Annotated in this window: 26 protein-coding genes and 1 tRNA gene; 13 read left to right on the plus strand and 14 right to left on the minus strand. The window is 61.9% G+C overall.

All coding sequences use genetic code 11. The features are described 5' to 3' along the window. Complete coding sequence (gene ntrC, locus OU419_RS26485) at positions 1-1,431, plus strand: two-component system response regulator NtrC (RefSeq protein ID WP_254476140.1); 1,431 nt, start codon at positions 1-3, stop codon at positions 1,429-1,431. Between the two features lie 353 nt (positions 1,432-1,784). Here the strand turns inward: ntrC and OU419_RS26490 are convergent, their stop codons facing one another. After that, on the minus strand, positions 1,785-2,246 hold the full coding sequence (locus tag OU419_RS26490) for a tRNA (cytidine(34)-2'-O)-methyltransferase (RefSeq protein WP_254476138.1): 462 nt from the start codon (positions 2,244-2,246) through the stop codon (positions 1,785-1,787). Between OU419_RS26490 and OU419_RS26495 the strand changes: the two genes are divergently transcribed. Beyond that, positions 2,245-2,679 carry a hypothetical protein gene (locus tag OU419_RS26495; RefSeq protein WP_254476136.1) on the plus strand — a complete coding sequence of 145 codons (435 nt, stop codon included), beginning with the start codon at positions 2,245-2,247 and terminating at the stop codon, positions 2,677-2,679. The two genes, OU419_RS26490 and OU419_RS26495, sit on opposite strands and share 2 nt — an antisense overlap. Before the next feature lie 646 nt (positions 2,680-3,325). Here the strand turns inward: OU419_RS26495 and secB are convergent. From secB to OU419_RS26510, 3 genes are read right to left on the minus strand one after another with little or no spacing between them, the layout of a single operon-like run. Beyond that, on the minus strand, positions 3,326-3,805 hold the full coding sequence (gene secB, locus OU419_RS26500; protein ID WP_254476134.1) for a protein-export chaperone SecB: 480 nt from the start codon (positions 3,803-3,805) through the stop codon (positions 3,326-3,328). A 37-nt stretch (positions 3,806-3,842) separates the two neighbouring features. Continuing rightward, positions 3,843-4,097: a glutaredoxin 3 gene (gene grxC, locus OU419_RS26505; protein WP_254476132.1), complete on the minus strand. Its 255-nt coding sequence runs from the start codon at positions 4,095-4,097 to the stop codon at positions 3,843-3,845. 1 nt (position 4,098) lies between these two features. Further along, positions 4,099-4,521 (minus strand): rhodanese-like domain-containing protein, encoded by a 423-nt coding sequence (locus OU419_RS26510; RefSeq protein WP_254476131.1) that lies wholly within the window; start codon positions 4,519-4,521, stop codon positions 4,099-4,101. Positions 4,522-4,666: 145 nt separating this feature from the next. On the opposite strand from OU419_RS26510, the gene gpmI reads away from it, so the two are divergent. The 4 genes from gpmI (at position 4,667) to OU419_RS26530 (ending at position 9,752) form a co-directional block, all read left to right on the plus strand. Then, complete coding sequence (gpmI, locus tag OU419_RS26515) at positions 4,667-6,202, plus strand: 2,3-bisphosphoglycerate-independent phosphoglycerate mutase (protein ID WP_254476129.1); 1,536 nt, start codon at positions 4,667-4,669, stop codon at positions 6,200-6,202. Positions 6,203-6,341: 139 nt separating this feature from the next. Beyond that, positions 6,342-7,631, plus strand: coding sequence for a murein hydrolase activator EnvC (gene envC / locus OU419_RS26520; protein ID WP_254476127.1), 1,290 nt, complete (start codon positions 6,342-6,344; stop codon positions 7,629-7,631). A gap of 27 nt (positions 7,632-7,658) precedes the next feature. Then, positions 7,659-8,966, plus strand: coding sequence for a S41 family peptidase (locus tag OU419_RS26525; protein ID WP_254476125.1), 1,308 nt, complete (start codon positions 7,659-7,661; stop codon positions 8,964-8,966). Between the two features lie 3 nt (positions 8,967-8,969). Next, a complete protein-coding gene (locus tag OU419_RS26530) occupies positions 8,970-9,752 on the plus strand; it encodes a divergent polysaccharide deacetylase family protein (protein WP_254476123.1) in 783 nt (260 codons plus the stop codon). Between the two features lie 48 nt (positions 9,753-9,800). On the opposite strand, the gene OU419_RS26535 is transcribed toward OU419_RS26530, so the two are convergent. The 7 genes from OU419_RS26535 to hisB form a co-directional block, all read right to left on the minus strand. Beyond that, the gene (locus OU419_RS26535; RefSeq protein WP_254476323.1) at positions 9,801-10,556 is read right to left on the minus strand and encodes a substrate-binding periplasmic protein; all 756 of its coding nucleotides are present in this window, start codon (positions 10,554-10,556) and stop codon (positions 9,801-9,803) included. A gap of 149 nt (positions 10,557-10,705) precedes the next feature. Then, positions 10,706-11,464: a substrate-binding periplasmic protein gene (locus OU419_RS26540; protein ID WP_408004912.1), complete on the minus strand. Its 759-nt coding sequence runs from the start codon at positions 11,462-11,464 to the stop codon at positions 10,706-10,708. Positions 11,465-11,671: 207 nt separating this feature from the next. Further along, positions 11,672-12,442, minus strand: a complete 771-nt coding sequence (gene hisF / locus OU419_RS26545) for an imidazole glycerol phosphate synthase subunit HisF (protein WP_254476121.1) — start codon at positions 12,440-12,442, stop codon at positions 11,672-11,674. A gap of 23 nt (positions 12,443-12,465) precedes the next feature. Then, positions 12,466-13,203, minus strand: coding sequence for a 1-(5-phosphoribosyl)-5-[(5-phosphoribosylamino)methylideneamino]imidazole-4-carboxamide isomerase (gene hisA / locus OU419_RS26550; protein ID WP_254476119.1), 738 nt, complete (start codon positions 13,201-13,203; stop codon positions 12,466-12,468). 40 nt (positions 13,204-13,243) lie between these two features. After that, entirely contained in the window at positions 13,244-13,501 is a 258-nt protein-coding gene (locus tag OU419_RS26555) for a DUF2164 domain-containing protein (protein WP_254476117.1), read from the minus strand. Between the two features lie 2 nt (positions 13,502-13,503). Continuing rightward, a complete protein-coding gene (gene hisH / locus OU419_RS26560) occupies positions 13,504-14,142 on the minus strand; it encodes an imidazole glycerol phosphate synthase subunit HisH (protein ID WP_254476115.1) in 639 nt (212 codons plus the stop codon). Beyond that, the gene (hisB, locus tag OU419_RS26565; protein WP_152226950.1) at positions 14,142-14,735 is read right to left on the minus strand and encodes an imidazoleglycerol-phosphate dehydratase HisB; all 594 of its coding nucleotides are present in this window, start codon (positions 14,733-14,735) and stop codon (positions 14,142-14,144) included. Before hisB ends, hisH begins: the two co-directional genes overlap by 1 nt. Before the next feature lie 150 nt (positions 14,736-14,885). Between hisB and OU419_RS26570 the strand changes: the two genes are divergently transcribed. The 6 genes from OU419_RS26570 (at position 14,886) to OU419_RS26595 (ending at position 21,055) form a co-directional block, all read left to right on the plus strand. Then, a complete protein-coding gene (locus OU419_RS26570; protein ID WP_254476113.1) occupies positions 14,886-15,284 on the plus strand; it encodes an acetyl-CoA sensor PanZ family protein in 399 nt (132 codons plus the stop codon). 133 nt (positions 15,285-15,417) lie between these two features. Continuing rightward, positions 15,418-17,643, plus strand: a complete 2,226-nt coding sequence (locus OU419_RS26575) for an AsmA family protein (RefSeq protein WP_254476111.1) — start codon at positions 15,418-15,420, stop codon at positions 17,641-17,643. Further along, the gene (gene mutY / locus OU419_RS26580) at positions 17,640-18,707 is read left to right on the plus strand and encodes an A/G-specific adenine glycosylase (RefSeq protein WP_254476109.1); all 1,068 of its coding nucleotides are present in this window, start codon (positions 17,640-17,642) and stop codon (positions 18,705-18,707) included. The genes OU419_RS26575 and mutY overlap by 4 nt, the downstream gene beginning before the upstream one ends. Then, the gene (locus OU419_RS26585) at positions 18,704-18,976 is read left to right on the plus strand and encodes an oxidative damage protection protein (protein ID WP_015479334.1); all 273 of its coding nucleotides are present in this window, start codon (positions 18,704-18,706) and stop codon (positions 18,974-18,976) included. The genes mutY and OU419_RS26585 overlap by 4 nt, the downstream gene beginning before the upstream one ends. A 78-nt stretch (positions 18,977-19,054) precedes the next feature. Further along, a tRNA-Phe gene (locus OU419_RS26590) sits at positions 19,055-19,130 on the plus strand. Positions 19,131-19,282: 152 nt separating this feature from the next. After that, positions 19,283-21,055, plus strand: coding sequence for a site-specific integrase (locus OU419_RS26595; RefSeq protein ID WP_254476107.1), 1,773 nt, complete (start codon positions 19,283-19,285; stop codon positions 21,053-21,055). Between the two features lie 360 nt (positions 21,056-21,415). Here the strand turns inward: OU419_RS26595 and OU419_RS26600 are convergent, their stop codons facing one another. Further along, entirely contained in the window at positions 21,416-22,126 is a 711-nt protein-coding gene (locus OU419_RS26600; RefSeq protein ID WP_254476105.1) for a hypothetical protein, read from the minus strand. A gap of 83 nt (positions 22,127-22,209) precedes the next feature. On the opposite strand from OU419_RS26600, the gene OU419_RS26605 reads away from it, so the two are divergent. Further along, a complete protein-coding gene (locus OU419_RS26605) occupies positions 22,210-22,914 on the plus strand; it encodes an IS6-like element IS26 family transposase (protein ID WP_001067855.1) in 705 nt (234 codons plus the stop codon). Here the strand turns inward: OU419_RS26605 and OU419_RS26610 are convergent. After that, a complete protein-coding gene (locus OU419_RS26610; protein WP_308409856.1) occupies positions 22,860-23,189 on the minus strand; it encodes an alpha/beta fold hydrolase in 330 nt (109 codons plus the stop codon). The two genes, OU419_RS26605 and OU419_RS26610, sit on opposite strands and share 55 nt — an antisense overlap. Before the next feature lie 9 nt (positions 23,190-23,198). Further along, positions 23,199-23,896 (minus strand): IS1-like element IS1B family transposase gene (locus OU419_RS26615; protein ID WP_223844742.1). Its coding sequence is split into 2 segments (ribosomal slippage): positions 23,199-23,647 and positions 23,647-23,896, totalling 699 coding nucleotides; the frame shifts between segments, so codons are not numbered across the junction. Positions 23,897-23,995: the final 99 nt, after the last annotated feature.

Raw genomic sequence — 23,995 nt, forward strand, 5'->3', positions numbered from 1 at the left:
ATGAGCCGTTCAGAGACCGTCTGGATCGTCGACGACGACCGCTCCATCCGCTGGGTACTGGAAAAAGCCCTGCAACAGGAAGGCATGACCACCGTCAGCTTCGACAGCGCCGACAGCGTGATGAACCGGCTAGGACGCCAGCAGCCGGACGTAATCATCTCCGACATCCGCATGCCCGGATCCAGCGGCCTCGATCTGCTTGCGCAGATCCGCGAGGTCCACCCGCGCCTGCCGGTGATCATCATGACCGCGCACTCCGACCTGGACAGCGCCGTGGCGTCATACCAGGGCGGTGCCTTCGAATACCTGCCCAAACCGTTCGATGTCGACGAGGCCGTCGCCCTGGTCAAACGCGCCAACCAGCATGCCCATGAGCAGGAAGGCCTGGAAGCGCCGGCGAACCAGACGCGCACCCCGGAGATCATCGGCGAGGCACCGGCGATGCAGGAGGTATTCCGTGCCATCGGCCGGCTCTCCCACTCCAACATCACCGTGCTGATCAATGGCGAGTCGGGCACCGGCAAAGAGCTGGTCGCCCATGCACTGCACCGCCACAGCCCGCGCGCAACTTCGCCGTTCATCGCACTGAACATGGCAGCGATCCCGAAGGACCTGATGGAGTCCGAACTGTTCGGCCATGAGAAAGGCGCTTTTACCGGCGCGGCCAACCAACGTCGCGGACGCTTCGAGCAGGCCGACGGCGGCACGCTGTTTCTCGACGAGATCGGCGACATGCCAGCCGACACCCAGACGCGGCTGTTGCGCGTACTGGCAGACGGCGAGTTCTATCGGGTCGGCGGCCACACCCCGGTGAAAGTGGATGTACGAATCATCGCGGCCACCCACCAGAATCTGGAAAACCTGGTGCGCGAAGGCAAGTTCCGTGAGGATCTGTTCCACCGCCTGAACGTCATCCGCATCCACATTCCACGCCTTGCGGACCGCCGCGAAGACATTCCGGCGCTCGCCCGGCACTTCCTCGCCCGCGCCGCACAGGAACTGGCAGTGGAACCCAAGCTGCTCAAGCCGGAAACCGAGGAGTACCTGAAGAACCTCGGCTGGCCGGGCAACGTCCGCCAGCTCGAAAACACCTGTCGCTGGATCACCGTCATGGCCTCCGGCCGCGAGGTTCACATTGACGACCTGCCGCCGGAACTGTTGACCCAGCCGCAGGACAGTGTGCCCGTGGCCAACTGGGAACAGGCCCTGCGCCACTGGGCCGACCAGGCCCTGGGTCGCGGCCAGTCCAGCCTGCTCGACACCGCCGTGCCGGCCTTCGAGCGGATCATGATCGAGACCGCCCTCAAGCACACCGCCGGACGCCGCCGCGACGCCGCCGTGCTGCTGGGTTGGGGCCGCAACACCCTGACGCGCAAGATCAAGGAACTGGGCATGAAGATCGACGGCCCGGACGACGATGGCGACGACTGACATCGCCTGACGAAACGGGGCCGCAAGGCCCCTTTTCATATCGCGGCGCTGGAATTGAAGAGAGCCATCGCTTCGCATCGTGCGCCCCGCCAGAACTCGCAGCCCCATGGCCACAGCGGCCAGCGGGAGGGCTGCATCCATCCCCAGAACCTGTGGATAAGCTTGTGCACGGAGCGGGGAAGGAACGTGCTACACCCCAGGAGACGCGGGGTCTGCAGGGTTGCATGCTTTCTGTGCAGGAATTTCCGCTTGCCCACAGCCATTGTGCGCCTGCCTGTGGATAAACCGGGGACAAGCGGCTGGAAGCCTGACGGCATCATGGCTCGCGCCAATCGATCAAAAAACGAACAGCCTCACTCCATGCCGAAGCCGAGTTGCCGCCACGCCTCGTAGACGCTCACCGCCACGGTATTCGACAGATTCAGGCTGCGGCAGCCAGGACGCATCGGCAGGCGTACGCGCTGTTCCGGCGACAAGGCATCGCGGACCTCTTCCGGCAAACCGCAACTTTCCGGGCCGAACAGGAACGCATCTCCACGCTGGTAGGCGACCTCGTGGAACGGTTGCGAACCTTTGGTGGTGAAGGCGAACAGACGCGGGCGGCCTAGCTGCTCCAGGCACTCATCGAGTGTCGCGTAGCGACGCACGCTGGCGTACTCGTGGTAGTCCAGCCCGGCGCGACGCAGGCGCTTGTCGTCCAGTTCGAACCCCAGAGGCTCGATCAGGTGCAGGCTGCAACCCGCATTGGCGCACAGCCTGATAATGTTGCCGGTATTGGGTGGAATTTCCGGTTGAAAAAGGATCACGTGGAACATGCAACGCTCCGAGCCTGAGAACGGACGGCATTCTACTCCCAGGCCCAGGCCGCTGCTGCGGGTGATGGTTTCGTTGTGCGTGGGCGGGCTGCTGGTGGGGCTGATGATCGGCCGCCTGCTCGACCCGGTCGCCGAAATGCCCAGAGTGCTTGCTATTCAACCCTCCGCCAACGGCCTGCAACTCAGCCTGGACCGCCAGCCCGAGGTACAGGCCGGGCACCTGGAGGGGGCACTGGCGTTACGTATCGGCGCCTCTGCTGCGGCGCAGCAGGGGCAATCGCGGATTGGCGACGTGCCACTGCGCTGGAAGCTGGAACCGCAGGGAAATGGGGTGTTCCTGACCCTCGTATCGACCCGCCCGTTGCGCGGCGACTGGGACAGTGCGCAAGTGGATGGGCGCTGGCGGCTGAACATCCGGGTCCGATCCGAGTAGGCGTGGGCGGGCAACCTCTCAGCGGTGCCCGCAGGCATAAAAGAGGGGTTTACCCGGCCTGCCTGTACCAGGGCCCCTAACGGGTGCGCAGGGCGCCGTGGCGCGCCTGCCGGCATAAAAGGGGGGCTTACCCGGCCTGCCTGTACCAGGACCCCCGAACCGTTGGCGAGGGTCGCTGCTGAAAGCGACACGCTCGCGGATGTAAAAGAGGGGTTTCCCCAGCCTGCCTGTACCGAGGCCCCCTGAAATCACTGTTGATTGGGCTATTGCAGAGGGCGTGCCAAGATGACGCAAGCACCCAGCCCAGCACAGCTCGAATCATCAGAAGCCCCGTAAATCAAAGGGTGCAGCATTCCCTCGGGCCACGTTCCCACCTGCGTGCAGATGGTGTCACGCAGCCAAACCCGCACGCCCGGGCCACGAGCCTGCGCTCTGCTAGTGCGCACGCACCAAATGAGGACCGACAGATCCCAAGACATCGCGCTTACCCACAGAGGGACTGGGCAACTGCTGGAATACCCTGTGGATAACCAGGCAGGCGCCAGATTTGGCGCGCCTCGCAGGCTAATGGTCAGAATTCGATCAACGCCAAATCGCAGGCAAAGAAAAGGCGCCCGAAGGCGCCTTTCTTCCACTGCCACCGCAATTACGGGGTTGGGATCTCGCCGGCAGCCTGCATACGGGAGATCTCCTGCGCGTACAGCGCATCGAAGTTCACCGGAGACAGCATCAGTGCCGGGAAGGAGCCGCGGACAACCAGGCTGTCCAGGGTCTCACGGGCGTAGGGGAATAGGATGTTGGGGCAGAACGCGCCAAGGGTATGGCTCATGCTCGAAGCATCCAGGCCCTTGATCAGGAAGATACCGGCCTGCTGCACTTCGGCGATGAACGCGGTCTCTTCGCCGTTCTTGACGGTTACGGAAACGGTCAGCACCACTTCGTAGAAGTCGCCGTCGAGCTGCTTCTGACGAGTGTTGAGGTCCATGGAAATGCTTGGCTGCCACTCCTGGCGGAAGATTTCCGGCGCCTTGGGCGCTTCGAAGGACAGGTCGCGGATGTAGATGCGCTGCAGCGAGAACTGCGGGTTGTTGTCTTGCTCGGCTGCGCCGTTGGCTTGTTCAGTCATTTCGGGACCTTCTTGTGCTTCGTTTCAAGTTTGGGGATCACGCCGACAACAGCGTATCCAGCTTACCCGCGCGTTCCAGCGCGTAAAGATCGTCGCAGCCGCCGACATGAGTATCGCCGATCCAGATCTGCGGCACCGAGGTGCGCCCTGCCTTGTCGATCATCTCGGCGCGGATACCCGGCTTGCCGTCCACCGAGATTTCCTCGTAGGCGACACCCTTGCGATCCAGCAGAGCCTTGGCACGGATGCAATAAGGGCACCACGCGCTGGTATAGATCAAGACCGACGACATCTCACTTCACCAACGGCAGGTTTTCACCACGCCAACTGCCGATACCACCGGACAGCTTGGCGGCATTGAAGCCGGCCTTCTGCAGGACGCTGCACCAGGTTCCCGAATGCTGGCCCATGCCGTCGACCACGATAATGGTCTTGGCCTTGTGCTTTTCCAGCTCGCTCATACGGGCGTTCAGCTTGTCCGCCGGAATGTTCAGCGCATCGACGATATGGCCGGCGGAGAACTCCTTGGCAGGACGGATATCGAGGACCACGGCCTGTTCGGCGTTCACCAGGGCGGTCAGTTCGCGGGTCGACAGGGCTTTGCCGCCTTTGCGCATCTCATGCAGGGCAAGCAGCACCAGCAGCACGACCAGCGCCCCTACCAGCAGGTAGTGGTTGGTGGCGAATTCGATCAGACGAGGGAAGAACGAGGACATGGCACAGGACATCCAGACGTAAAAATGCCGGCCAGTATACACGCGCCATTCTGACGGCTGAACCCTGCGAATCGTGGCGCCTGTCGGCACCAAAAGGTAAAATGTCGGTCCTTTTCTGCCCCTGTTCCCGGAAAGAGCCGTACCTATGACTGCAACGCCCAAACCGCTGGTCCTGATCATTCTGGACGGCTTCGGCCATAGCGATAGCCCGGAATACAACGCCATCTACGCCGCGAAGAAGCCCAACTGGGACCGTCTGCTGGCCAGCCAGCCGCACGGCCTGATCTCCGGCTCCGGCATGGATGTCGGCCTGCCCGACGGCCAGATGGGCAACTCCGAGGTCGGCCACATGAACCTGGGTGCCGGCCGCGTCGTGTATCAGGACTTCACCCGCGTGACCAAGGCGATCCGCGACGGCGAGTTCTTCGAGAATCCTGTCATCACCGAAGCGGTGGACAAGGCCGCCGGCGCCGGCAAGGCCGTACATATCCTCGGCCTGCTCTCCGACGGCGGCGTCCACAGCCACCAGGATCACCTGGTCGCGATGGCCGAACTGGCCGCCAGACGCGGTGCCGAAAAAATCTACCTGCACGCCTTCCTGGACGGCCGCGACACTCCGCCCAAGAGTGCCGAGCCGTCCCTGAAGCTGCTCGACGACACCTTCGCTCGCCTGGGCAAGGGCCGCACCGCGAGCATCATCGGCCGCTACTTCGCAATGGACCGCGACAACCGCTGGGATCGAGTGGAGGCCGCCTACAACCTGATCACCGAAGGCACTGCCCAATTCACCGCCGACTCCGCCCTGGGCGCGCTGCAGGCCGCCTACGAGCGCGGCGAGAGCGACGAGTTCGTCAATGCCACCCGTATCGGCGAGCAGGTTCGCGTAGAAGACGGCGATGCCGTGGTCTTCATGAACTTCCGCGCCGACCGCGCCCGCGAACTGTCGCGAGCCTTCGTCGAGCCGGGCTTCAAGGAGTTCCCGCGTCAGCGCGAACTGAAGCTGGCCAGCTATGTGATGCTCACGCAATACGCGGCAAGCATTCCAGCGCCCAGCGCGTTCAAGCCCGAGTCCCTGGACAACGTGCTGGGCGAGTACCTGGCCAAGAATGGCAAGACCCAGCTGCGCATCGCCGAAACCGAGAAATACGCCCACGTGACGTTCTTCTTCTCCGGCGGCCGCGAAGAACCGTTCAAGGGTGAAGAGCGCATCCTCATCCCGTCGCCCAAGGTCGCCACCTACGACCTGCAACCGGAGATGAGCGCGCCGGAAGTTACCGACAGGATCGTCGACGCCATCGAGAACCAGCGTTTCGACGTGATCATCGTCAACTATGCCAACGGCGACATGGTCGGTCATACCGGCGTGTTCGAGGCCGCGGTGAAAGCCGTCGAGTGCCTGGATACCTGCGTTGGTCGGATCGTCGAGGCGCTGGACAAGGTCGGCGGCGAAGCGCTGATCACCGCCGATCACGGCAACGTCGAGCAGATGGAAGACGCCATGACCGGGCAGGCGCACACCGCACACACCTGCGAGCCGGTGCCGTTCGTCTATGTCGGCAAGCGCAAGCTCAGCATCCGCGAGGGCGGCGTGCTCGCCGACGTGGCGCCGACCCTGCTGAATCTGATGGGTCTGGAGCAGCCGAAAGAGATGACCGGCAAATCGATCGTCACCCTTCTTTAAAGGGTGACGATTCGACGGGAACGTGAGCAGTATCCCGCCAGTCAGAGCAAACGCCCCACGCCATGCGGCCTGGGGCGTTTTTTTTAGCGCCCGCCACGGGCATACTAGCCCGGTCCAGAATCCAGGTGCCCGCCGCCCAATGCCCCGCGCCCTCATCCCGCTGCTGCTGATCTGCCTCCTGAGCCCGCTCGCGGCCATTGCCGATGATCGTGCCGACACCCAGCGCCAGCTGGAGCAGACGCAGAAAGATATCAACGAGCTGAAGAAGAACCTGAAGAACATCCAGGATGAAAAGTCCGGGGTGCAGAAGCAGCTCAAGTCCACCGAGACCCAGATGGGCGACCTGGAAAAGCAGATCAAGCAGATCCAGGACGACATGCAGAAGAACGAGCAAGAGCTGCAGCGCCTCGATTCGGAGAAAAAAAAACTCCAGGACGCGCGCATTGAGCAGCAGCGACTGATCGCCATCCAGGCCCGCGCCGCCTACCAGAGTGGCCGCCAGGAATACCTCAAGCTGCTGCTGAACCAGGAACACCCGGAGAAATTCAGCCGTACCCTCACCTACTACGACTACATCAACAAGGCGCGCCTCGAACAGCTCACTGCGTTCAACGAGACGCTGCGCCAGTTGAGCAACGTCGAGCAGGAAATCACCGCGCAGAAGAACCAGCAGATCGAACAGCAGAATGCATTGGAGTCGCGTCGCCAGGAGCTGGCCGAGGCCCGCAAGGCGCGTCAGGAGACGCTGGCCAGGCTGAACAGCGACTTTCAGAGCGGCGATCGCAAACTCAAGGAGCGCGAGCAGAATCAGGCCGAGCTGAACAAGGTTCTGAAGACCATCGAGGAAACCCTCGCCCGTCAGGCCCGCGAAGCCGAGGAGGCCCGCCAGCGCGCGCTGGCCGCCGAGCGCGAGCGGGTCAAGCGAGAGCAGGAACAGGCCGCGCGTGGCGAAAAGCCCGCAACCCCATCCAGACGCCCGGATTACAGCGGCCCACTGGTATCAAGCGGCGAAGGTTTCGGTGGTGCATTCAGCGCAGCCAAGGGGCGGCTGCCCTGGCCGGTCAACGGTCGTGTGCTGGCGCGCTTCGGCAGCCCGCGCGGCGACGATCCCCGCGCCACCTGGGACGGCGTACTGATCGGCGCCTCCGCTGGCAGCACGGTGCGCGCCGTGCACGGAGGGCGGGTGGTATTCGCCGATTGGCTGCGCGGAGCCGGCCTGCTGGTCATTCTCGACCACGGAGGTGGCTACCTCAGCCTTTATGGGCATAATCAAAGCCTTCTGAAGGACGCCGGCGACACCGTCAAAGCAGGCGACCCCATCGCCACCGTCGGCGCCAGCGGTGGGCAGAGCACCCCGGCGGTATACTTTGCCATTCGCCATCAGGGCCGCCCGGCGGACCCTACTACCTGGTGTCGCACGCAGGGATAAACGGCGGACACGCCTTAGGAGCCATACATGTCTCACGCTTTCCGTCTCACTACCCTGGCTCTGGCCCTGCTGCTCGGCGCAGGTGCGGTCCAGGCCGCCGATGCGCCAGCCGCTCCAGCAGCCAACGGCAAGGAGGCTCCGCTGCCGCTCGACGAGCTGCGCACCTTCGCCGAGGTCCTGGACCGCGTGAAGGCCGCCTACGTCGAGCCGGTGGATGACAAGACCCTGCTGGAAAACGCCATCAAGGGCATGCTCAGCAACCTCGATCCGCACTCCGCCTATCTCGGCCCGGAAGAGTTCGCCGAGCTGCAGGAAAGCACCAGCGGCGAGTTCGGCGGCCTGGGTATCGAGGTCGGCAGCGAGGATGGCTTCGTCAAAGTGATCTCGCCGATCGACGACACTCCAGCAGCCAACGCCGGCATCCAGCCTGGCGATCTGATCGTGAAGATCGACGGAAAGCCGACCAAGGGCCAGTCGATGAACGAGGCTGTAGACAGCATGCGCGGCAAGGCCGGCTCGCCGATCACCCTCACCATCGTTCGCGGCGGCGGCAAGCCGTTCGATGTCGAACTCAAGCGCGCCATCATCAAGGTCAAGAGCGTACGCAGCCAGATGCTGGAACCCGGCTACGGCTACCTGCGCATTACCCAGTTCCAGGTCAACACCGGTGAAGAGACCGTCAAGGCACTGACCAAGTTGCGCAAGGACAACAACGGCCGGCTCAAGGGCCTGATCCTCGATCTGCGCAACAATCCCGGCGGCGTGCTGCAGTCGGCGGTGGAAGTGGCCGACGCCTTCCTCACCAAGGGGCTGATCGTCTATACCAAGGGGCGCATCCCGAACTCCGAGCTGCGTTTCTCCGCCGACCCGAGCGACCCGAGCGACGGAGTACCGCTGGTGGTGCTGATCAACGGCGGCAGCGCTTCGGCGGCGGAAATCGTCGCCGGAGCCCTGCAGGACCAGAAGCGCGCCATCCTCATGGGCACCGACAGCTTCGGCAAGGGTTCGGTGCAGACCGTTCTGCCGCTGAACAACGACCGTGCCCTGAAGCTCACCACCGCGCTGTACTACACGCCCAATGGCCGCTCCATCCAGGCCCAGGGCATCACCCCGGATATCGAGGTGGAACGCGCCAAGGTCACCCGCGAGCAGAGCGAATTCGACGGATTCAAGGAAGCCGACCTGCAGGGCCACCTGGCCAACGGCAACGGCGGCAAGGACCGTCCCACCACCGCTGGCAAGCCGCCGGTGGAGCGCCCGCAGGACAGCGACTACCAGATGAGCCAAGCCCTCAGCCTGCTGAAAGGACTCAGCGTCAGCCGCGGCAACAACTGACCGATGCGCCTGGCCCGGCTGCTGTTCGGCCTTGGCCTTGGCGCACTGCTGTGCCAGCCGGTGACCGCGACGTCCCGGCCGGACAGCGGCAAGCCGCTGGTCAGCATCGTCATCGACGACCTCGGGCAGAATCTGGCGCGCGACCGCCAGGTGCTCGATATCTCCCCCGCCATCGCCCTGGCGATCATTCCCGACACCCCCCACGCCGCCGAGCTGGCCCGCGAAGCGCACCGCCGTGGCCGCACGGTGATGCTGCACATGCCGATGGACCCGGCCGGCGGAGACTTCGCCTGGCGCCCGGAACTGCGCCAGGACGAGCGAGCCCGCAGGCTCGACGCGGCGCTGGCGAAAGTCCCCTACGCACAGGGCCTGAACAACCACGAAGGCAGCCGCATGACCGCCGACCGTCCGGCGATGGCCTGGCTCGCGGGCGAGCTGCAGCGCCGTCACCTGTTCCTTCTCGACAGCCGCACCAGCGCCGCCACCGTGGCTGCCGCCGAAGCACAGAAGGTTGGCCTGGCGAGCCTGTCGCGGGATGTCTTCCTCGATGACGACCCGAGCGAAGCGGCGGTGCTGGAGCAGATGGAGCGCGGCCTGAAACTGGCGCGCAAGCAGGGGACGGTAGTGATGATCGGCCACCCGAAGCCGGCAACCCTCGCGGTGCTCAAACGGGTGCTGCCCACCCTCAAGGCCCAGGGTTTCGAACTGGTGCAGCCGTCGCAGATGATCGCCGAGCGCGGCAACCGGGCAATGGCAGCGCACGGACGCAACGGCATCTACCGCTGAACGCCGCTTCCGCGAACGGCCGGACGCAGCGCGCCCGGCCAGTTTCGCTTACAGATAGTTGTTGGTCGCCTGCTCGATGAAGCCTTCGGCGCGCATTGCGTCCAGCGCCTTCTGCAACCGCTCCACCACCTCATCGGGCGTGTCCTTGTTCAGTGCCAGGTAGAGTTGCGCCTCGTTGAAGCGCAGTACGGTCTGCAGGCCGGAAACGCCCTCCTGCTTGGCCAGGTAGCGGCCCACCGGATCGGTAGTGGCCCACAGGTCGATCTCACCGGTCGTCAGCTTCTTCACGTTTTCCTGGTCGCGCAGGGCGTTGAGCACCGGGATGCCCTGGCTTTCAAGGTTCTGGCTGACGGCGTCGTTCTTGTAGGCGCCGAGCTTGTACTTCGCGGCGTCCTTGAGATCCTTCACCTTGATGGTGCTGCCCGGCGGCGCCAGCAATACCCAGTTGGTCCTGGCGATCGGGCCGACCCACTTGAACAGGGGGATGCGTTCGGGAGTGTAGGTCGTGGAGAACAGCCCATAGTCGGGCTTGTCGAGGGTGAGTTTGTAGAGGCGATCCCACGGGAAGCGCAGGCTCAGGGTGTACTGGATGCCGGCGCGCTTGAACATCTCGCGGACGATGTCGGCGCTGATGCCGTCGATCCCCTCGTCGCGAGCGAAGTTCTTGTCGTCCACCGCCATGTTGAAAGGCGGGAAGTTCTCCGTGAGCAGCACCATCTTGTAATCGGTGGGCAACTCGGCGCGGGCCGTGGCGGCCCCCAACAACAGACCCTGGGTCAGGGTCTTGATCAGGACTTTCAGCATGGTCATACCGCTCGCTTGGTTATCGTTATTGGCTTGCGGCATCCCTGCAGAGGGACGGAATACTTCGCTCGTCTGCCTTCCGTGGCAAAACAGGCGCCGATGGATGTCGACGCCGGACACGATGGCCGGCGGATAGCCGACCATCGGGTTTACAGGTAACTGTTGAGTACGTCGTCGACGAAACCTTCGGCGCGCATCTTGTCCAGAGCGCCCTGCAGTTTCTGCACCACCTCATCCGGGGTTTCCCGGTTCAGCGCCAGGAACAGTTGGTCGCTGTTGAAGCGCAAGACGGTCTTCAGGCCGGTCACTCCGATCTGCTTGGCCAGGTAGCGGCCCGCCGGATCGCCGCTCGCCCACAGATCGATCTGGCCTTCCTGCAGCTTGCCGGCGTTCTCCTGGTCGCGCAGTGCCAACACTGGCTCGAAGCCGTGCTCGGCGAGGTATTCGGCCATCGCGTCGCCCTTGTAGGCACCGACTCGGTACTTCTTGGCATCGTCCAGGTTATTCAGAGTGATGGTGCTATCGGCCTTGGCCAGCATGACCCAGTCGTCCGGGCCGATCGGGCCGACCCATTTGAACTGGCTCTCCCGCTCAGGCAGTCGAGCGGTTACGAATACACCGTAACCCGGTTTTTCCAGGGCCAGCTTGTAGATGCGGTCCCAGGGGAAACGCAGAGTGAGGCTGTAGGAAACGCCGGCGCGCTTGAACATTTCCTTGACGATATCGACGGCTATTCCGTCGATGTTGTCCTCCTGGGCGAAATTCTTGCCATTGATAGCCATGTTGTACGGCGGGAAGTTCTCGGTCAGCAGCACCATGCTGTAACTCGAAGCTTCCGTTTCCGCCCTTGCCGCGCTGGCCAGCAGCAGGCCGCAGCCAATCCATGCGAGCAGAATGCGCTTCAGCATCTGTGAATTCCTGAGTAAGACATTTCTGAGAAGGCGCAGAGCTTACTCGGAGAATTGACGTCAATAAACCCTATGAATATGGCAATGGGATACAGGTACGCCATTACCTTGACTAAAGGCTTCGGTTAGAAAGCCTGGAAGGAAATGCCGCAGCAGAATGGCTCTGGGAAAAGCAATCGGGCCGGGAGAACCCCGGCCCGGAAAGGATCAGCGGACAACGATGCCGCGGCTGGCCAGGTATGCCTTTGCCTCCGGCACACTGTACTCGCCGAAGTGGAAGATGCTCGCCGCGAGAACCGCGTCGGCCTTGCCTTCGATGATGCCGTCGGCAAGGTGCTGCAGGTTGCCGACACCACCCGAAGCGATCACCGGAACGCCTACTGCCTCGCTGATGGCGCGGGTTACCCCCAGGTCGTAGCCACTCTTCACGCCGTCCTGGTCCATGCTGGTCAGCAGGATTTCGCCCGCGCCCAGCCCCTCCATCTTCTTCGCCCACTCCACCGCATCCAGCCCGGTAGGCTTGCGCCCGCCGTGGGTGAAGATCTCCCAGCGCGGCGCCTCGCCAGGTGCCGACACTTTCTTGGCGTCGATGGCGACCACGATGCACTGGGAACCGAAGCGTGCGGCAGCCTCGCCGACGAACTCCGGGGTGAACACCGCGGCGGTATTGATCGAGACCTTGTCCGCACCGGCATTGAGCAGGTTACGGATGTCCTGCACCGTCCTGACGCCACCGCCCACGGTCAGCGGGATGAACACTTGGCTGGCCATGCGCTCGACGGTGTGCAGGGTGGTATCGCGGCCATCGACGCTGGCGGTGATATCCAGGAAGGTGATTTCGTCCGCACCCTGTTCGTCGTAGCGACGGGCGATTTCCACCGGATCGCCGGCATCGCGGATGTTCTCGAACTTGACGCCCTTCACCACGCGGCCGTTGTCCACGTCGAGGCAGGGAATGATGCGTTTAGCCAGTGCCATGTCAGGGTTCCCCGTGGTTCAGCTCAGCCCTTGAAGGCGTCGCACAGTGCCTGGGCTTGGGCGACGTCCAAGGTGCCTTCGTAGATCGCGCGGCCAGTGATGGCGCCGACGATGCCCGGGGTGCGGGCGTCCAGCAGCTTCTGGATGTCGCCAAGGTTGTGGATGCCGCCCGAGGCGATCACCGGGATGCGCGTGGCGTTGGCCAGCGCGGCGGTGGCTTCGACGTTGCACCCTTGCATCATGCCGTCCTTGGAAATGTCGGTGTAGACGATGGCGGAAACGCCGTCGGCCTCGAAGCGCTTGGCCAGGTCGATCACCTGTACTTCGCTGACCTCAGCCCAGCCATCAGTGGCGACGAAACCGTCTTTGGCGTCCAGGCCGACGATCACCTTGCCGGGGAAGGCGCGGCAGGCCTCGCCGACGAACTCCGGCTGCTTGACCGCCTTGGTGCCGATGATCACGTAGCTGACGCCAGCGCGGACGTAGTGTTCGATGGTCTCCAGCGAGCGGATGCCACCGCCGATCTGGATCGGCAGGTTCGGGTAGCGCTTGGCGATGGCGGTAACCACCTCACCGTTGATCGGCTTGCCTTCGAAGGCACCATTCAGGTCCACCAGGTGCAGACGACGGCAGCCGCCTTCCACCCACTTGGCGGCCATAGCCACCGGGTCGTCGGAGAAGACGGTAGCGTCTTCCATCAGGCCCTGGCGCAGACGCACGCAGGCGCCGTCTTTCAGATCGATTGCGGGGATGATCAGCATCGGTTGAACCTGCTCGAATCCAAAGATGAATAGGGTCGGGTCAGCTCTTTTCGAGCGCCCACAAGTCGCTTTCGATGCTTTCGAACCTGTCTTTCAGGTGCGCCTGCACATCGGAAATCGCCTTGTTGTAGAACAGCGGGCCCAGCTCGCGCATGAAGAAATCCAGCGCCTCCTCGGCCTCGAAACTGCCCAGGTCCAGCTCGAAGCGGTCCTCCAGGAAACGCTGGAGCACGCGGCTCGCCTCCTGGCGCTGGGACCCGTCGAGTTCGAGTATCTGGGGCTTTTCCCGGCGAGCCATGATTACCAGCGACCGTCCCAGGCGGCGAAGTTCTGCAGCAGTTGCAGACCGTGGGTGTGGCTCTTCTCCGGGTGGAACTGCACGGCGAAACGCGAGCCGTCGGCCAGTGCGGCGGCGAAATCACGCCCGTAGTGGCCGCGACCGACCACTTGGCGCGGGTTGCCTGCCTCGATGTAGTAGCTGTGCACGAAGTAGAAACGGGCGTTGTTCGGGATGTCGTGCCACAGCGGGTGGTCCACGCTCTGCGCCACTTCGTTCCAGCCCATGTGCGGTACTTTCAGATGCTCGCCGTCCTCGTAGAGGTCCTTGCCGAAAAAGCGCACCTTGCCGGGGAACATGCCGATGCAGTCGACGCCGTCGTTCTCTTCGCTGTGCTCCATCAGCGCCTGCATGCCTACGCAGATGCCGAGGAACGGGCGGTCCTGGCTGACTTCGCGGACCAGGCTGTCGAAGCCCAGGCGCGAAATCTCGGCCATGCAGTCACGGATCGCGCCGACACCGGGGAACACCACACGGTCGGCCTCGCGGATCACCGAGGCGTCACTGGTCACCAGCACGCGGCCGGCACCCACGCGTTCCAGTGCCTTGGACACCGAGTGCAGGTTGCCCATGCCGTAGTCGATGACAGCTACCGTCTGCATCACAGGCACCCTTTGGTGGAGGGCATCTGGCCAGCCATGCGCTCGTCCAGCTCGATGGCCATGCGCAGCGCGCGGCCAAAGGCCTTGAACACGGTTTCGATCTGGTGGTGGGTGTTGTGGCCGCGAAGGTTGTCGATGTGCAGGGTCACCTGGGCGTGATTGACGAAGCCCTGGAAGAACTCCATGAACAGGTCGACATCGAAGCCACCGACGCTGGCACGAGTGAACGGCACGTGCATCTGCAGGCCGGGACGGCCGGAGAAATCGATGACCACACGCGACAGGGCTTCGTCCAGCGGCACGTAGGCATGGCCGTAGCGGCGAATGCCCTTCTTGTCGCCGATGGCCTTGGCGAAGGCCTGGCCGAGGGTGATGCCGATGTCTTCGACGGTATGGTGGTCGTCGATATGCAGGTCGCCCTTGCACTCGATGTCCAGGTCGATCAGGCCGTGGCGGGCGATCTGGTCCATCATGTGCTCGAGGAAGGGAACCCCGGTATCGAAGCGGGCCTTGCCCGTCCCATCCAGGTCGATGGAAACCTTGATCTGGGTTTCCAGGGTGTCGCGCGCGACGGATGCCTTGCGTTCGGCCATCACCAGCTCCACAGCTAACACTGCACGTAATTATAAGAAGGGCCGGCATTATAGGCGCGCCGGGCCCGGCGAGGCTATGGGCGGCGGTCGGCGCTGGCCGATAGTGCAAGGTTCTACTTACACTGCGCGGCCAGATTCCGAGGATCGCCCATGCCCGTCGTCGTCCAGCACCTGACCCAGCCCAGCGACCAGGACCACCAGGACCTGCTGAAGATCTATGCCGACGCGCCGGACTGGCTGCTGGCTCCCTTCACCAATGCCGAGGACCTGGTGAATCAGGGACTGCTCAATGGCAGGCTGCTGACCGGGCGCTTCAACGACCGCCTGCTGGGTGCCGCCTGGGTCGAGCGCGACGACTCGTTCTGGTGCTTGTCCAGGCTGTGCGTGCGCAAGGTCACCCGCGGTCGCGGCGTTGCCCGGCGACTGCTGGAAGAGGCGCAGCGCCTTGCCGTGCTGCAAGGCGCGGGGTTGCGCCTCGGCGCACCGGCGGGCCACCTGGAAGCGGCACGCCTGGCGGAACACCTGGGGCTGGGCCTGATAGCGCACTGACACCCCGAAGCACGGAACCCTCCCCTTCCCGGGGCCTCCAACCCGAAACGTCCACGGACTCGCCTCCCAAGCAGTCCGCTCGTCGTTGATATACTTTTCGCCATTCATCCGCCGTCTGAACAAGGACCCGTCCATGAAAGCGTTCGGCAAAATCCTGGGCATCATTGTCCTGGTCCTGCTGTTGCTCGTCGTCGCCGCCGGCTTCGTGCTGACTCACTTCTTCGATCCGAACGATTACAAGGAAGAGATCCGCCAACTCGCCCGAGGCAAGGCCAACGTTGAGCTGAACCTCAAGGGCGACATCGGCTGGAGCCTGTTCCCCTGGTTGGGCCTGGAGCTGCACGACACCAGCGTTGCCACCCTGCAGCAGCCGGCCCAGCCGTTCGCCGACGTGCAGTTGCTGGGCATGTCCGTGCGTGTGCTGCCGCTGCTGCGCAAGGAACTGCAGATGAGCGACATCCGCGTCGAAGGCCTGACCCTGAGCCTGAGCCGCGACAAGAATGGCGCGGGCAACTGGGAGAACATCGGCAAGCCCGTCCAGCCGGCCACCGGCACGCCGCCCGCCGCGCAACCGGTGCCAGGCGAAGCGTCCAAACCGACCGAAAGCGCGCCGCGCCAGGCGATGAAACTCGATATCGACAGCCTCACGGTGAAGAACGCCCGTATCGACTACGCCGATGCGCAGAGTGGCAAGCAATACAGCGTCGAAGGCATCGAACTGACCACCGGAGCCATCCGCGAAGGCAGCAGCATTCCACTCAAGCTCAGCGCGTACCTGGGCACCAACCAGCCAGTGCTGCGCGCGCGCACCGAACTGACCGGCAACCTGCGCTTCGACCGCGCCCTCAAGCGTTACCAACTGGAGGATGCCAAGCTCTCCGGCGAGGCTTCGGGCGATCCGTTCCAGGGCAAGACCGCGACCTTCAGCGCGCAAGGCCAACTGGTGCTAGACCAGGCCGCCCAGGTCGCCGAGTGGAATGGCCTGAAGCTGTCGGTCAATCAACTGCGCGCGCTGGGCGAACTCAAGGCGCGCGAACTGGACAAAGAGCCGAAGTTCGACGGCGGGCTGTCCATCGCCCCGTTCAATCTGCGCGAGTTCCTCGAAGGCATCGGCCAGACCCTGCCCGCGATGGCCGACGGCACCACCCTGAGCAAGCTGGAGCTGGCCACCCGCCTGGCCGGCACCCGCAACAGCCTGAACCTGGACGACATCAAGCTGAAGCTGGACGACAGCAGCTTCGGTGGCAGCCTGGGCATCGCCGACTTCAGCAAACAGGCGATCCGCGCCCAACTCAGCGGCGACCGCCTCAATCTCGACCGCTACCTGCCAGCCAAGGTCAAGAAGGCCCAGGAAGCCACCAGCGCGGCACGCAAGGCCGAGGTCGAAACCACCACCCAGAACGCCATCAAGGGCGACACCCCGCTGCCCAACTCGCCGACCCAGCAAGCCTGGAGCGACGCCCCCGTCCTGCCTATCGCCCGCCTGCGCGCGCTGGACCTGGACATAGGCCTGAGCCTCGGCCAACTGACCATCGATAAGCTGCCGATCAACGACGCCAGCCTGAAGCTGCGAGGCCAGGGCGGCCTGCTCAGCCTTGATGACCTGCGCGGCGAGCTGTATGACGGCAAGTTCAACGCCAAGGCCAGCCTCGACGTACGCCAGGACATACCGTTGCTCAAGGCGCAGAAGCACATCGCCGACGTTCCGGTGGAGCGCCTGCTCGAATCCCAGGACCAGAAGCCGCCAGTCAAGGGCCTGCTGGACCTGGATGCCGACATCACTACCCAGGGCAACAGCCAGAAGGCCTGGATCGACAACCTCAACGGCACCGCGCGCTTCGTCATGACCCAGGGCGTGCTGCTCAATGCCAATCTGGAACAGCAGCTCTGCCAGGGCATCGCCACCCTCAACCGCAAGTCGCTCAGTGCCGAGCATGGCGGCAAGGACACGCCCTTCCGCGAGCTTCAGGGCAACCTGACCTTCCGCAACGGTGTAGCCAGCAACCCCGACCTCAAGGCCAGCATTCCCGGGCTGACGGTGAAGGGCGACGGCGATATCGACCTGCGCGTGCTCGGCATGGACTACCGCATCGGCGTGATCATCGAAGGCGACAAGAGCGACATGCCCGACCCGGCCTGCGAAGTGAACAAGCGCTACGTCGGCATCGAATGGCCGCTGCGTTGCCGCGGACCGCTGGAACTGGGTGCAAAGGCCTGTCGCCTGGACAAGGATGGCATCGGCAAGATCGCCGCACGACTGGCTGGGGACAGACTGAACGAAAAACTGGAAGAGAAGCTCGGAGACAAGGTCAGTCCCGAACTCAAAGACGCACTCAAAGGGCTGTTCAAGAAAAAATGACCCCGGAACGCTTCAATACCGCCGTACTCGACTGGTTCGACCATCACGGCCGCCATGACCTGCCCTGGCAGCAGAACATCACGCCCTATCGGGTGTGGGTCTCGGAAATCATGCTGCAGCAGACCCAGGTAAGCACCGTGATGGGCTACTACGACCGCTTCATGAGCGCGCTGCCGACGGTCGCCGACCTCGCGGCAGCGCCGGAAGACGAAGTGCTGCACCTCTGGACCGGGCTGGGCTACTACACCCGCGCGCGCAACCTGCACAAGACCGCGAAAACGGTGATGACGCAGTACGGCGGTGAGTTCCCACGGGACGTCGAGCAGCTTGCCGAACTGCCTGGCATCGGCCGCTCCACCGCCGGCGCCATCGCCAGCATCTCGATGGGACTGCGCGCGCCGATCCTCGACGGCAACGTCAAACGCGTGCTGGCACGCTACCTGGCCTGCGACGGCTACCCCGGCGAACCCAAGGTGGCCAGGCAACTGTGGGACGCCGCCGAGCGCTTCACCCCGCAGGAGCGGGTCAACCACTACACCCAGGCGATGATGGATCTCGGCGCCACGCTCTGTACCCGCAGCAAGCCGAGCTGCCTGCTCTGCCCGCTGCGCGAAGGCTGCCGCGCGCACCTGCTTGGCCGCGCGACCGACTTCCCGGTAGCCAAGCCGCGCAAGGCGCTGCCGCAGAAGCGCACCCTGATGCCGATACTGGCCAACCGCGAAGGTGACATCCTGCTCTATCGCCGCCCATCGACAGGCCTGTGGGGAGGACTATGGAGCTTCCCGGAACTGGACGACCTCACAGCCCTCGCCCCGCTCGCCGAACGCCACGCCCTGCGCCTGGGTGAGCGGCGTGAACTGGCCGGCCTGACCCATACCTTCAGCCATTTCCAACTGGCCATCGAGCCCTGGCTGGTGCGCGTCGAGGACGCAGCTCCCGCCGTGGCCGAGGCTGACTGGCTCTGGTATAACCTCGCCACCCCGCCGCGGCTCGGCCTTGCCGCCCCGGTGAAGAAGCTGCTCAAACGAGCCGCCGACGTGTTGAACGCAGGAGAAATGTCATGACCCGACTGGTGATGTGCCGCAAGTACAAAGAAGAGCTGCCCGGCCTCGATCGCGCGCCCTATCCCGGGGCCAAGGGCCAGGACATCTACGAGCACGTATCGAAGAAAGCCTGGGACGAATGGCAGAAGCACCAGACCATGCTGATCAACGAGCGTCGCCTGAACATGATGAACGCCGAGGACCGCAAGTTCCTCACCGCAGAAATGGACAAGTTCCTTTCTGGCGAGGAATACGCGCAGGCCGAGGGCTATGTCCCGCCCAGCGCGTAAGCTTCGGTATTATTTGAAAAATTTTTTCGCGGCACGCTTGACACCCCTTCGGAAAACCCTTTTAATGCGCGCCACGTTGCCCAGGTAGCTCAGTTGGTAGAGCAGGGGATTGAAAATCCCCGTGTCGGCGGTTCGATTCCGTCCCTGGGCACCAAGACACCTAAGCCCCTGATCTTGAAAGAGATCAGGGGTTTTGTCTTTCTGAGGCATGGCTAAAGCCCACCCGACTGGTACACAAGGTGGGTACACATGGCCGACTCCAGCCGTATGATCTGCGGATCACCCCGATACCGCGCACGATCCTTCATGGCACAGCCCTTCAAGCACCCCCAGAGCGGAGTCTTCTATCTCCGACGTCGCGTTCCTGACGAACTCCGCCCTATTCTCGGGCACGAATACAAGCGCTCACTGAAGACACGCGACCCAGCCGAGGCAAAGGCGCGCTTTGCGGCGGAGTGGGGCAAAAGCGAAGAAGCCTTTTCTATCGCCAAAGCCCAGGCGTCCGGGGCGCAGGCACTCACGGTTCGTGATGCCCAACAACTGGCGGCACGCTGGTATCGCCAAGAGCTAGCCAAAATGGAAAGCTCAGGTGAATTCAGAAGTTACTTGGTTCCCGACATAGTGGAATCCTGGGAGACTCCTCACGGCCCAGAAGAACACCAGGACGTGCTTAGCATCAGGCAAGCACTGGAAGTCGATCTATGGCCTAGCGAGGATCTGCGCACTCCCGATGGAGAGACAGATTACGAGCAGGTATGCCTGCCACATATTCGCCACGCCTTGCACTCCGAGCACATCCTCCTGCCCCCTCCTCAATCGCCCATTCGACTTGCACTGGTCGATGCCTTCCGGAGCCACCTGCTAAAGCTCTCGGAGATTGCAAAGCAACGATACGATGGCGACTGGATGGCAAAAGCGGGCGTACTCGAACATGAGCCTCTGAGCGTCGGCGTACAGAAGGGAAGCAAAACCAGCACGCTTCTGGAATGCTTCGAAGCCTATGCCAGAGCCAAGATTCTCGACGACGGGGACAATCGAAGCACACGAAAGACACTGGATGAGTTCCGTAGCTCCATCCGGAGATTCATCGAGCTCTTCGGGGACATGGAGACTTCCCACATTTCGCGGGGAACGGTGCAAGACTATCGAAGCAAACTCGCTGAGCTGCCAGTCAAGACTGCCGGCGCTGGCAAACTCACCGCCCAGCAACTCATTGAGAAAGCCAAAGCCAATGCATTACCTCGGCTATCACCGGCAACGATCCGCAATCGCCTGAGAGCCCTATCGGCCATACTGGGATATGCAGTACGAATGGGGTGGATTCAAGAAAATCCGGTAGAAGCCAGTGGAGTCGCCAAAGCTGCCAGCAAGGCAGCAGGCGGCAGAGTCGCGCAGCGACGAAAGGACTATTCGCAGGCGGAGCTCAACGCGTTATTTAGCAGCCCGATTTTTGCCGGGACCGACTGGAAGCGGCCTCGTGCAGATTATGGAAAGGCCTGGTACTGGCTGCCCCTCTTGATGTACTACACCGGCGCTCGACGCGAAGAGCTGGCACAACTGGCTGTCGCCGACGTAAAGCAAGACGACGCAGGCATTCACTATCTCTCCATTTTGGCAACGAGCGACGAAACGCCCAGCGCTCACGGCACCAGCAAGGAGCTCCGCACTGTCAAGACGGACAGCAGCCGCCGCCGCATCCCCTTACATCCAGACCTGATAGAGCTCGGGCTCCTCGACTACGCAAAGGCACTGCCACCAACAGGCCAACTTTTCCCCTTGCTCAAAGCCTCTCCAGCGGGCTTCTACGGCACGAACTGGGGCAAGGCATGGGGTAGGTACCTGCGGGACATAGCAAGCGTCCAAAGCCCTGCTAGCCCCTCTCACGGCTTCCGCCATACCTTCAAGACGCTATGCCGCCAGGTCGGCATCCCCGAGGACGTGCATGACGCCATAACGGGGCATAGCGACGGCAGCGTCAGTCGTGACTACGGATCAATGCCTCTGCAGCGAATGGCGGAGGAACTGGCCAAGCTCCCTTCAGCGCCGACCCCTCTCTACAAGGCCCTACAAGGCACCTAGATGAGACGAAAAGCTCGAACGAGGGAGGGGCAGGCCTCCCACAGCATTTGGCACCAGCGGGCAAAATAGGAGCAGCGCGATAGGCGCTCGCTTGCCCCCCTATCCCCCCCAGAGATAGATTTGAGCACTTCTGCTGATGAACTAGTCATCTACTATGCACACTCAATGGGCTAGCTCGCTCACTTCGTGAGCTCCCTCCTCTCCTCCTACCTCACATCCCTCCCTCTCCCTCCCCGTCAGCGAAAGCCGCTGACTGCTGGGTATGGTGTCGGTCGCAGTGAGTACAGGTATCGAGTACGCCAAATTGGAAGTCCAGATAGTAGGCCAATTGCAAGGCTAACCCTCAAAGTCTGTAATGCCTCACCCATTGGAGCTATCGGGAATCCGTTTAGCGCAGGTAAGGCACTGCCATTTCGACTCTGACGGTATGCAACCACCTAACACAACCCGCCCCTGATCAATGTCCCGCTCTAAGGTCTCGGTGAAATCTGGGTAGCCATAAATAATTTCAGCAATCCTTAAGCCTCCACATACCGGACATGAACTTGGCTTTTCAGAAAATTCCTCTTCGTCAAAATCCTCTAATCCAAGCTCCGCAGGATCAGTCACAAAGAATGCCGGCACCTCGAATAGGTGGAAGCGTTCAAGTATATCTGCGAGCGGATGCGCACCCAAGAAACTCACAATTTCTCGCATCCCATGCATAAATTCCACAGAATCCCCTTTGGAGAGTACCGTCCATATCCTTCGACCATAGGGGAAAACTTCTGGCGCAGACAAGGATCGAAAAGAGGTAAGCCAAATGGGCAAGCCTCCTGCGATTAGCTTATTAAGCGGATTATTCATCGCACCTGCTTTTTTCTGCAAAGAAATTATCCGAGAGTTAATCCATGGAAGCTTTTCTCTCAATTCAGAATCAGGCACAGCATTCTTATACAAACAATCCAGCGCCCTAATAGTTAGCTGATCTCCTTCAGACTGAGCATTCGCGACCAAGAAAGACAATGCCACAGTTGTAGCCAACTGAATTTCAACTAGCCCCGCTCTATCCAAACACTCAATAAATTGCACGAACCGCTGAGACTCTTTTAGGCACTGTTGCAAATAGTCGGTGGTGATAAACTTATCATCCCCTTTTGCTGATGGAGCTGCACATGAACCCATTCAAAGGCCGGCATTTTCAGCGTGACATCATTCTGTGGGCCGTACGCTGGTACTGCAAATACGGCATCAGTTACCGTGAGCTGCAGGAGATGCTGGCTGAACGCGGAGTGAATGTCGATCACTCCACGATTTACCGCTGGGTTCAGCGTTATGCGCCTGAAATGGAAAAACGGCTGCGCTGGTACTGGCGTAACCCTTCCGATCTTTGCCCGTGGCACATGGATGAAACCTACGTGAAGGTCAATGGCCGCTGGGCGTATCTGTACCGGGCCGTCGACAGCCGGGGCCGCACTGTCGATTTTTATCTCTCCTCCCGTCGTAACAGCAAAGCTGCATACCGGTTTCTGGGTAAAATCCTCAACAACGTGAAGAAGTGGCAGATCCCGCGATTCATCAACACGGATAAAGCGCCCGCCTATGGTCGCGCGCTTGCTCTGCTCAAACGCGAAGGCCGGTGCCCGTCTGACGTTGAACACCGACAGATTAAGTACCGGAACAACGTGATTGAATGCGATCATGGCAAACTGAAACGGATAATCGGCGCCACGCTGGGATTTAAATCCATGAAGACGGCTTACGCCACCATCAAAGGTATTGAGGTGATGCGTGCACTACGCAAAGGCCAGGCCTCAGCATTTTATTATGGTGATCCCCTGGGCGAAATGCGCCTGGTAAGCAGAGTTTTTGAAATGTAAGGCCTTTGAATAAGACAAAAGGCTGCCTCATCGCTAACTTTGCAACAGTGCCGTCTGTCGCGCTCCTCTGAGGAAAGCAGCATGGGGGAAGGTAGGGAGGGTGCAATGAGAACCAGACCCTCAAGCCCTTCGGGCTGGCGCGATGCCATCAATTGGGCGACCTTCCCCCCCATCGAATGGCCAACCAGAATGTAGCGTTTAAGCTCAAGCGCCGAAATAACGCCTTCGGCATCCCGTGCAAGGTCTTCAATACTGTATCCGGATTCGGGGGTAATGACTCCAACTTACTGATAGTGTTTTATGTTCAGATAATGCCCGATGACTTTGTCATGCAGCTCCACCGATTTTGAGAACGACAGCGACTTCCGTCCCAGCCGTGCCAGGTGCTGCCTCAGATTCAGGTTATGCCGCTCAATTCGCTGCGTATATCGCTTGCTGATTACGTGCAGCTTTCCCTTCAGGCGGGATTCATACAGCGGCCAGCCATCCGTCATCCATATCACCACGTCAAAGGGTGACAGCAGGCTCATAAGACGCCCCAGCGTCGCCATAGTGCGTTCACCGAATACGTGCGCAACAACCGTCTTCCGGAGCCTGTCATACGCGTAAAACAGCCAGCGCTGGCGCGATTTAGCCCCGACGTATCCCCACTGTTCGTCCATTTCCGCGCAGACGATGACGTCACTGCCCGGCTGTATGCGCGAGGTTACCGACTGCGGCCTGAGTTTTTTAAATGGCGGAAAATCGTGTTGAGGCCAACGCCCATAATGCGGGCGGTTGCCCGGCATCCAACGCCATTCATGGCCATATCAATGATTTTCTGGTGCGTACCGGGTTGAGAAGCGGTGTAAGTAAACTGCAGTTGCCATGTTTTACGGCAGTGAGAGCAGAGATAGCGCTGATGTCCGGCAGTGCTTTTGCCGTTACGCACCACCCCGTCAGTAGCTGAACGGGAGGGACAGCTGATAGAAACAGAAGCCACTGGAGCACCTCAAAAACACCATCATACACTAAATCAGTAAGTTGGCAGCATCACCTGCGACGCAGAAGCATAATGCGATGAAAAAGCTGAATCTTTCCA

It is taken from the genome of Pseudomonas triclosanedens (assembly GCF_026686735.1).
GTDB classification, from domain to species: Bacteria; Pseudomonadota; Gammaproteobacteria; order Pseudomonadales; family Pseudomonadaceae; genus Pseudomonas; species Pseudomonas triclosanedens.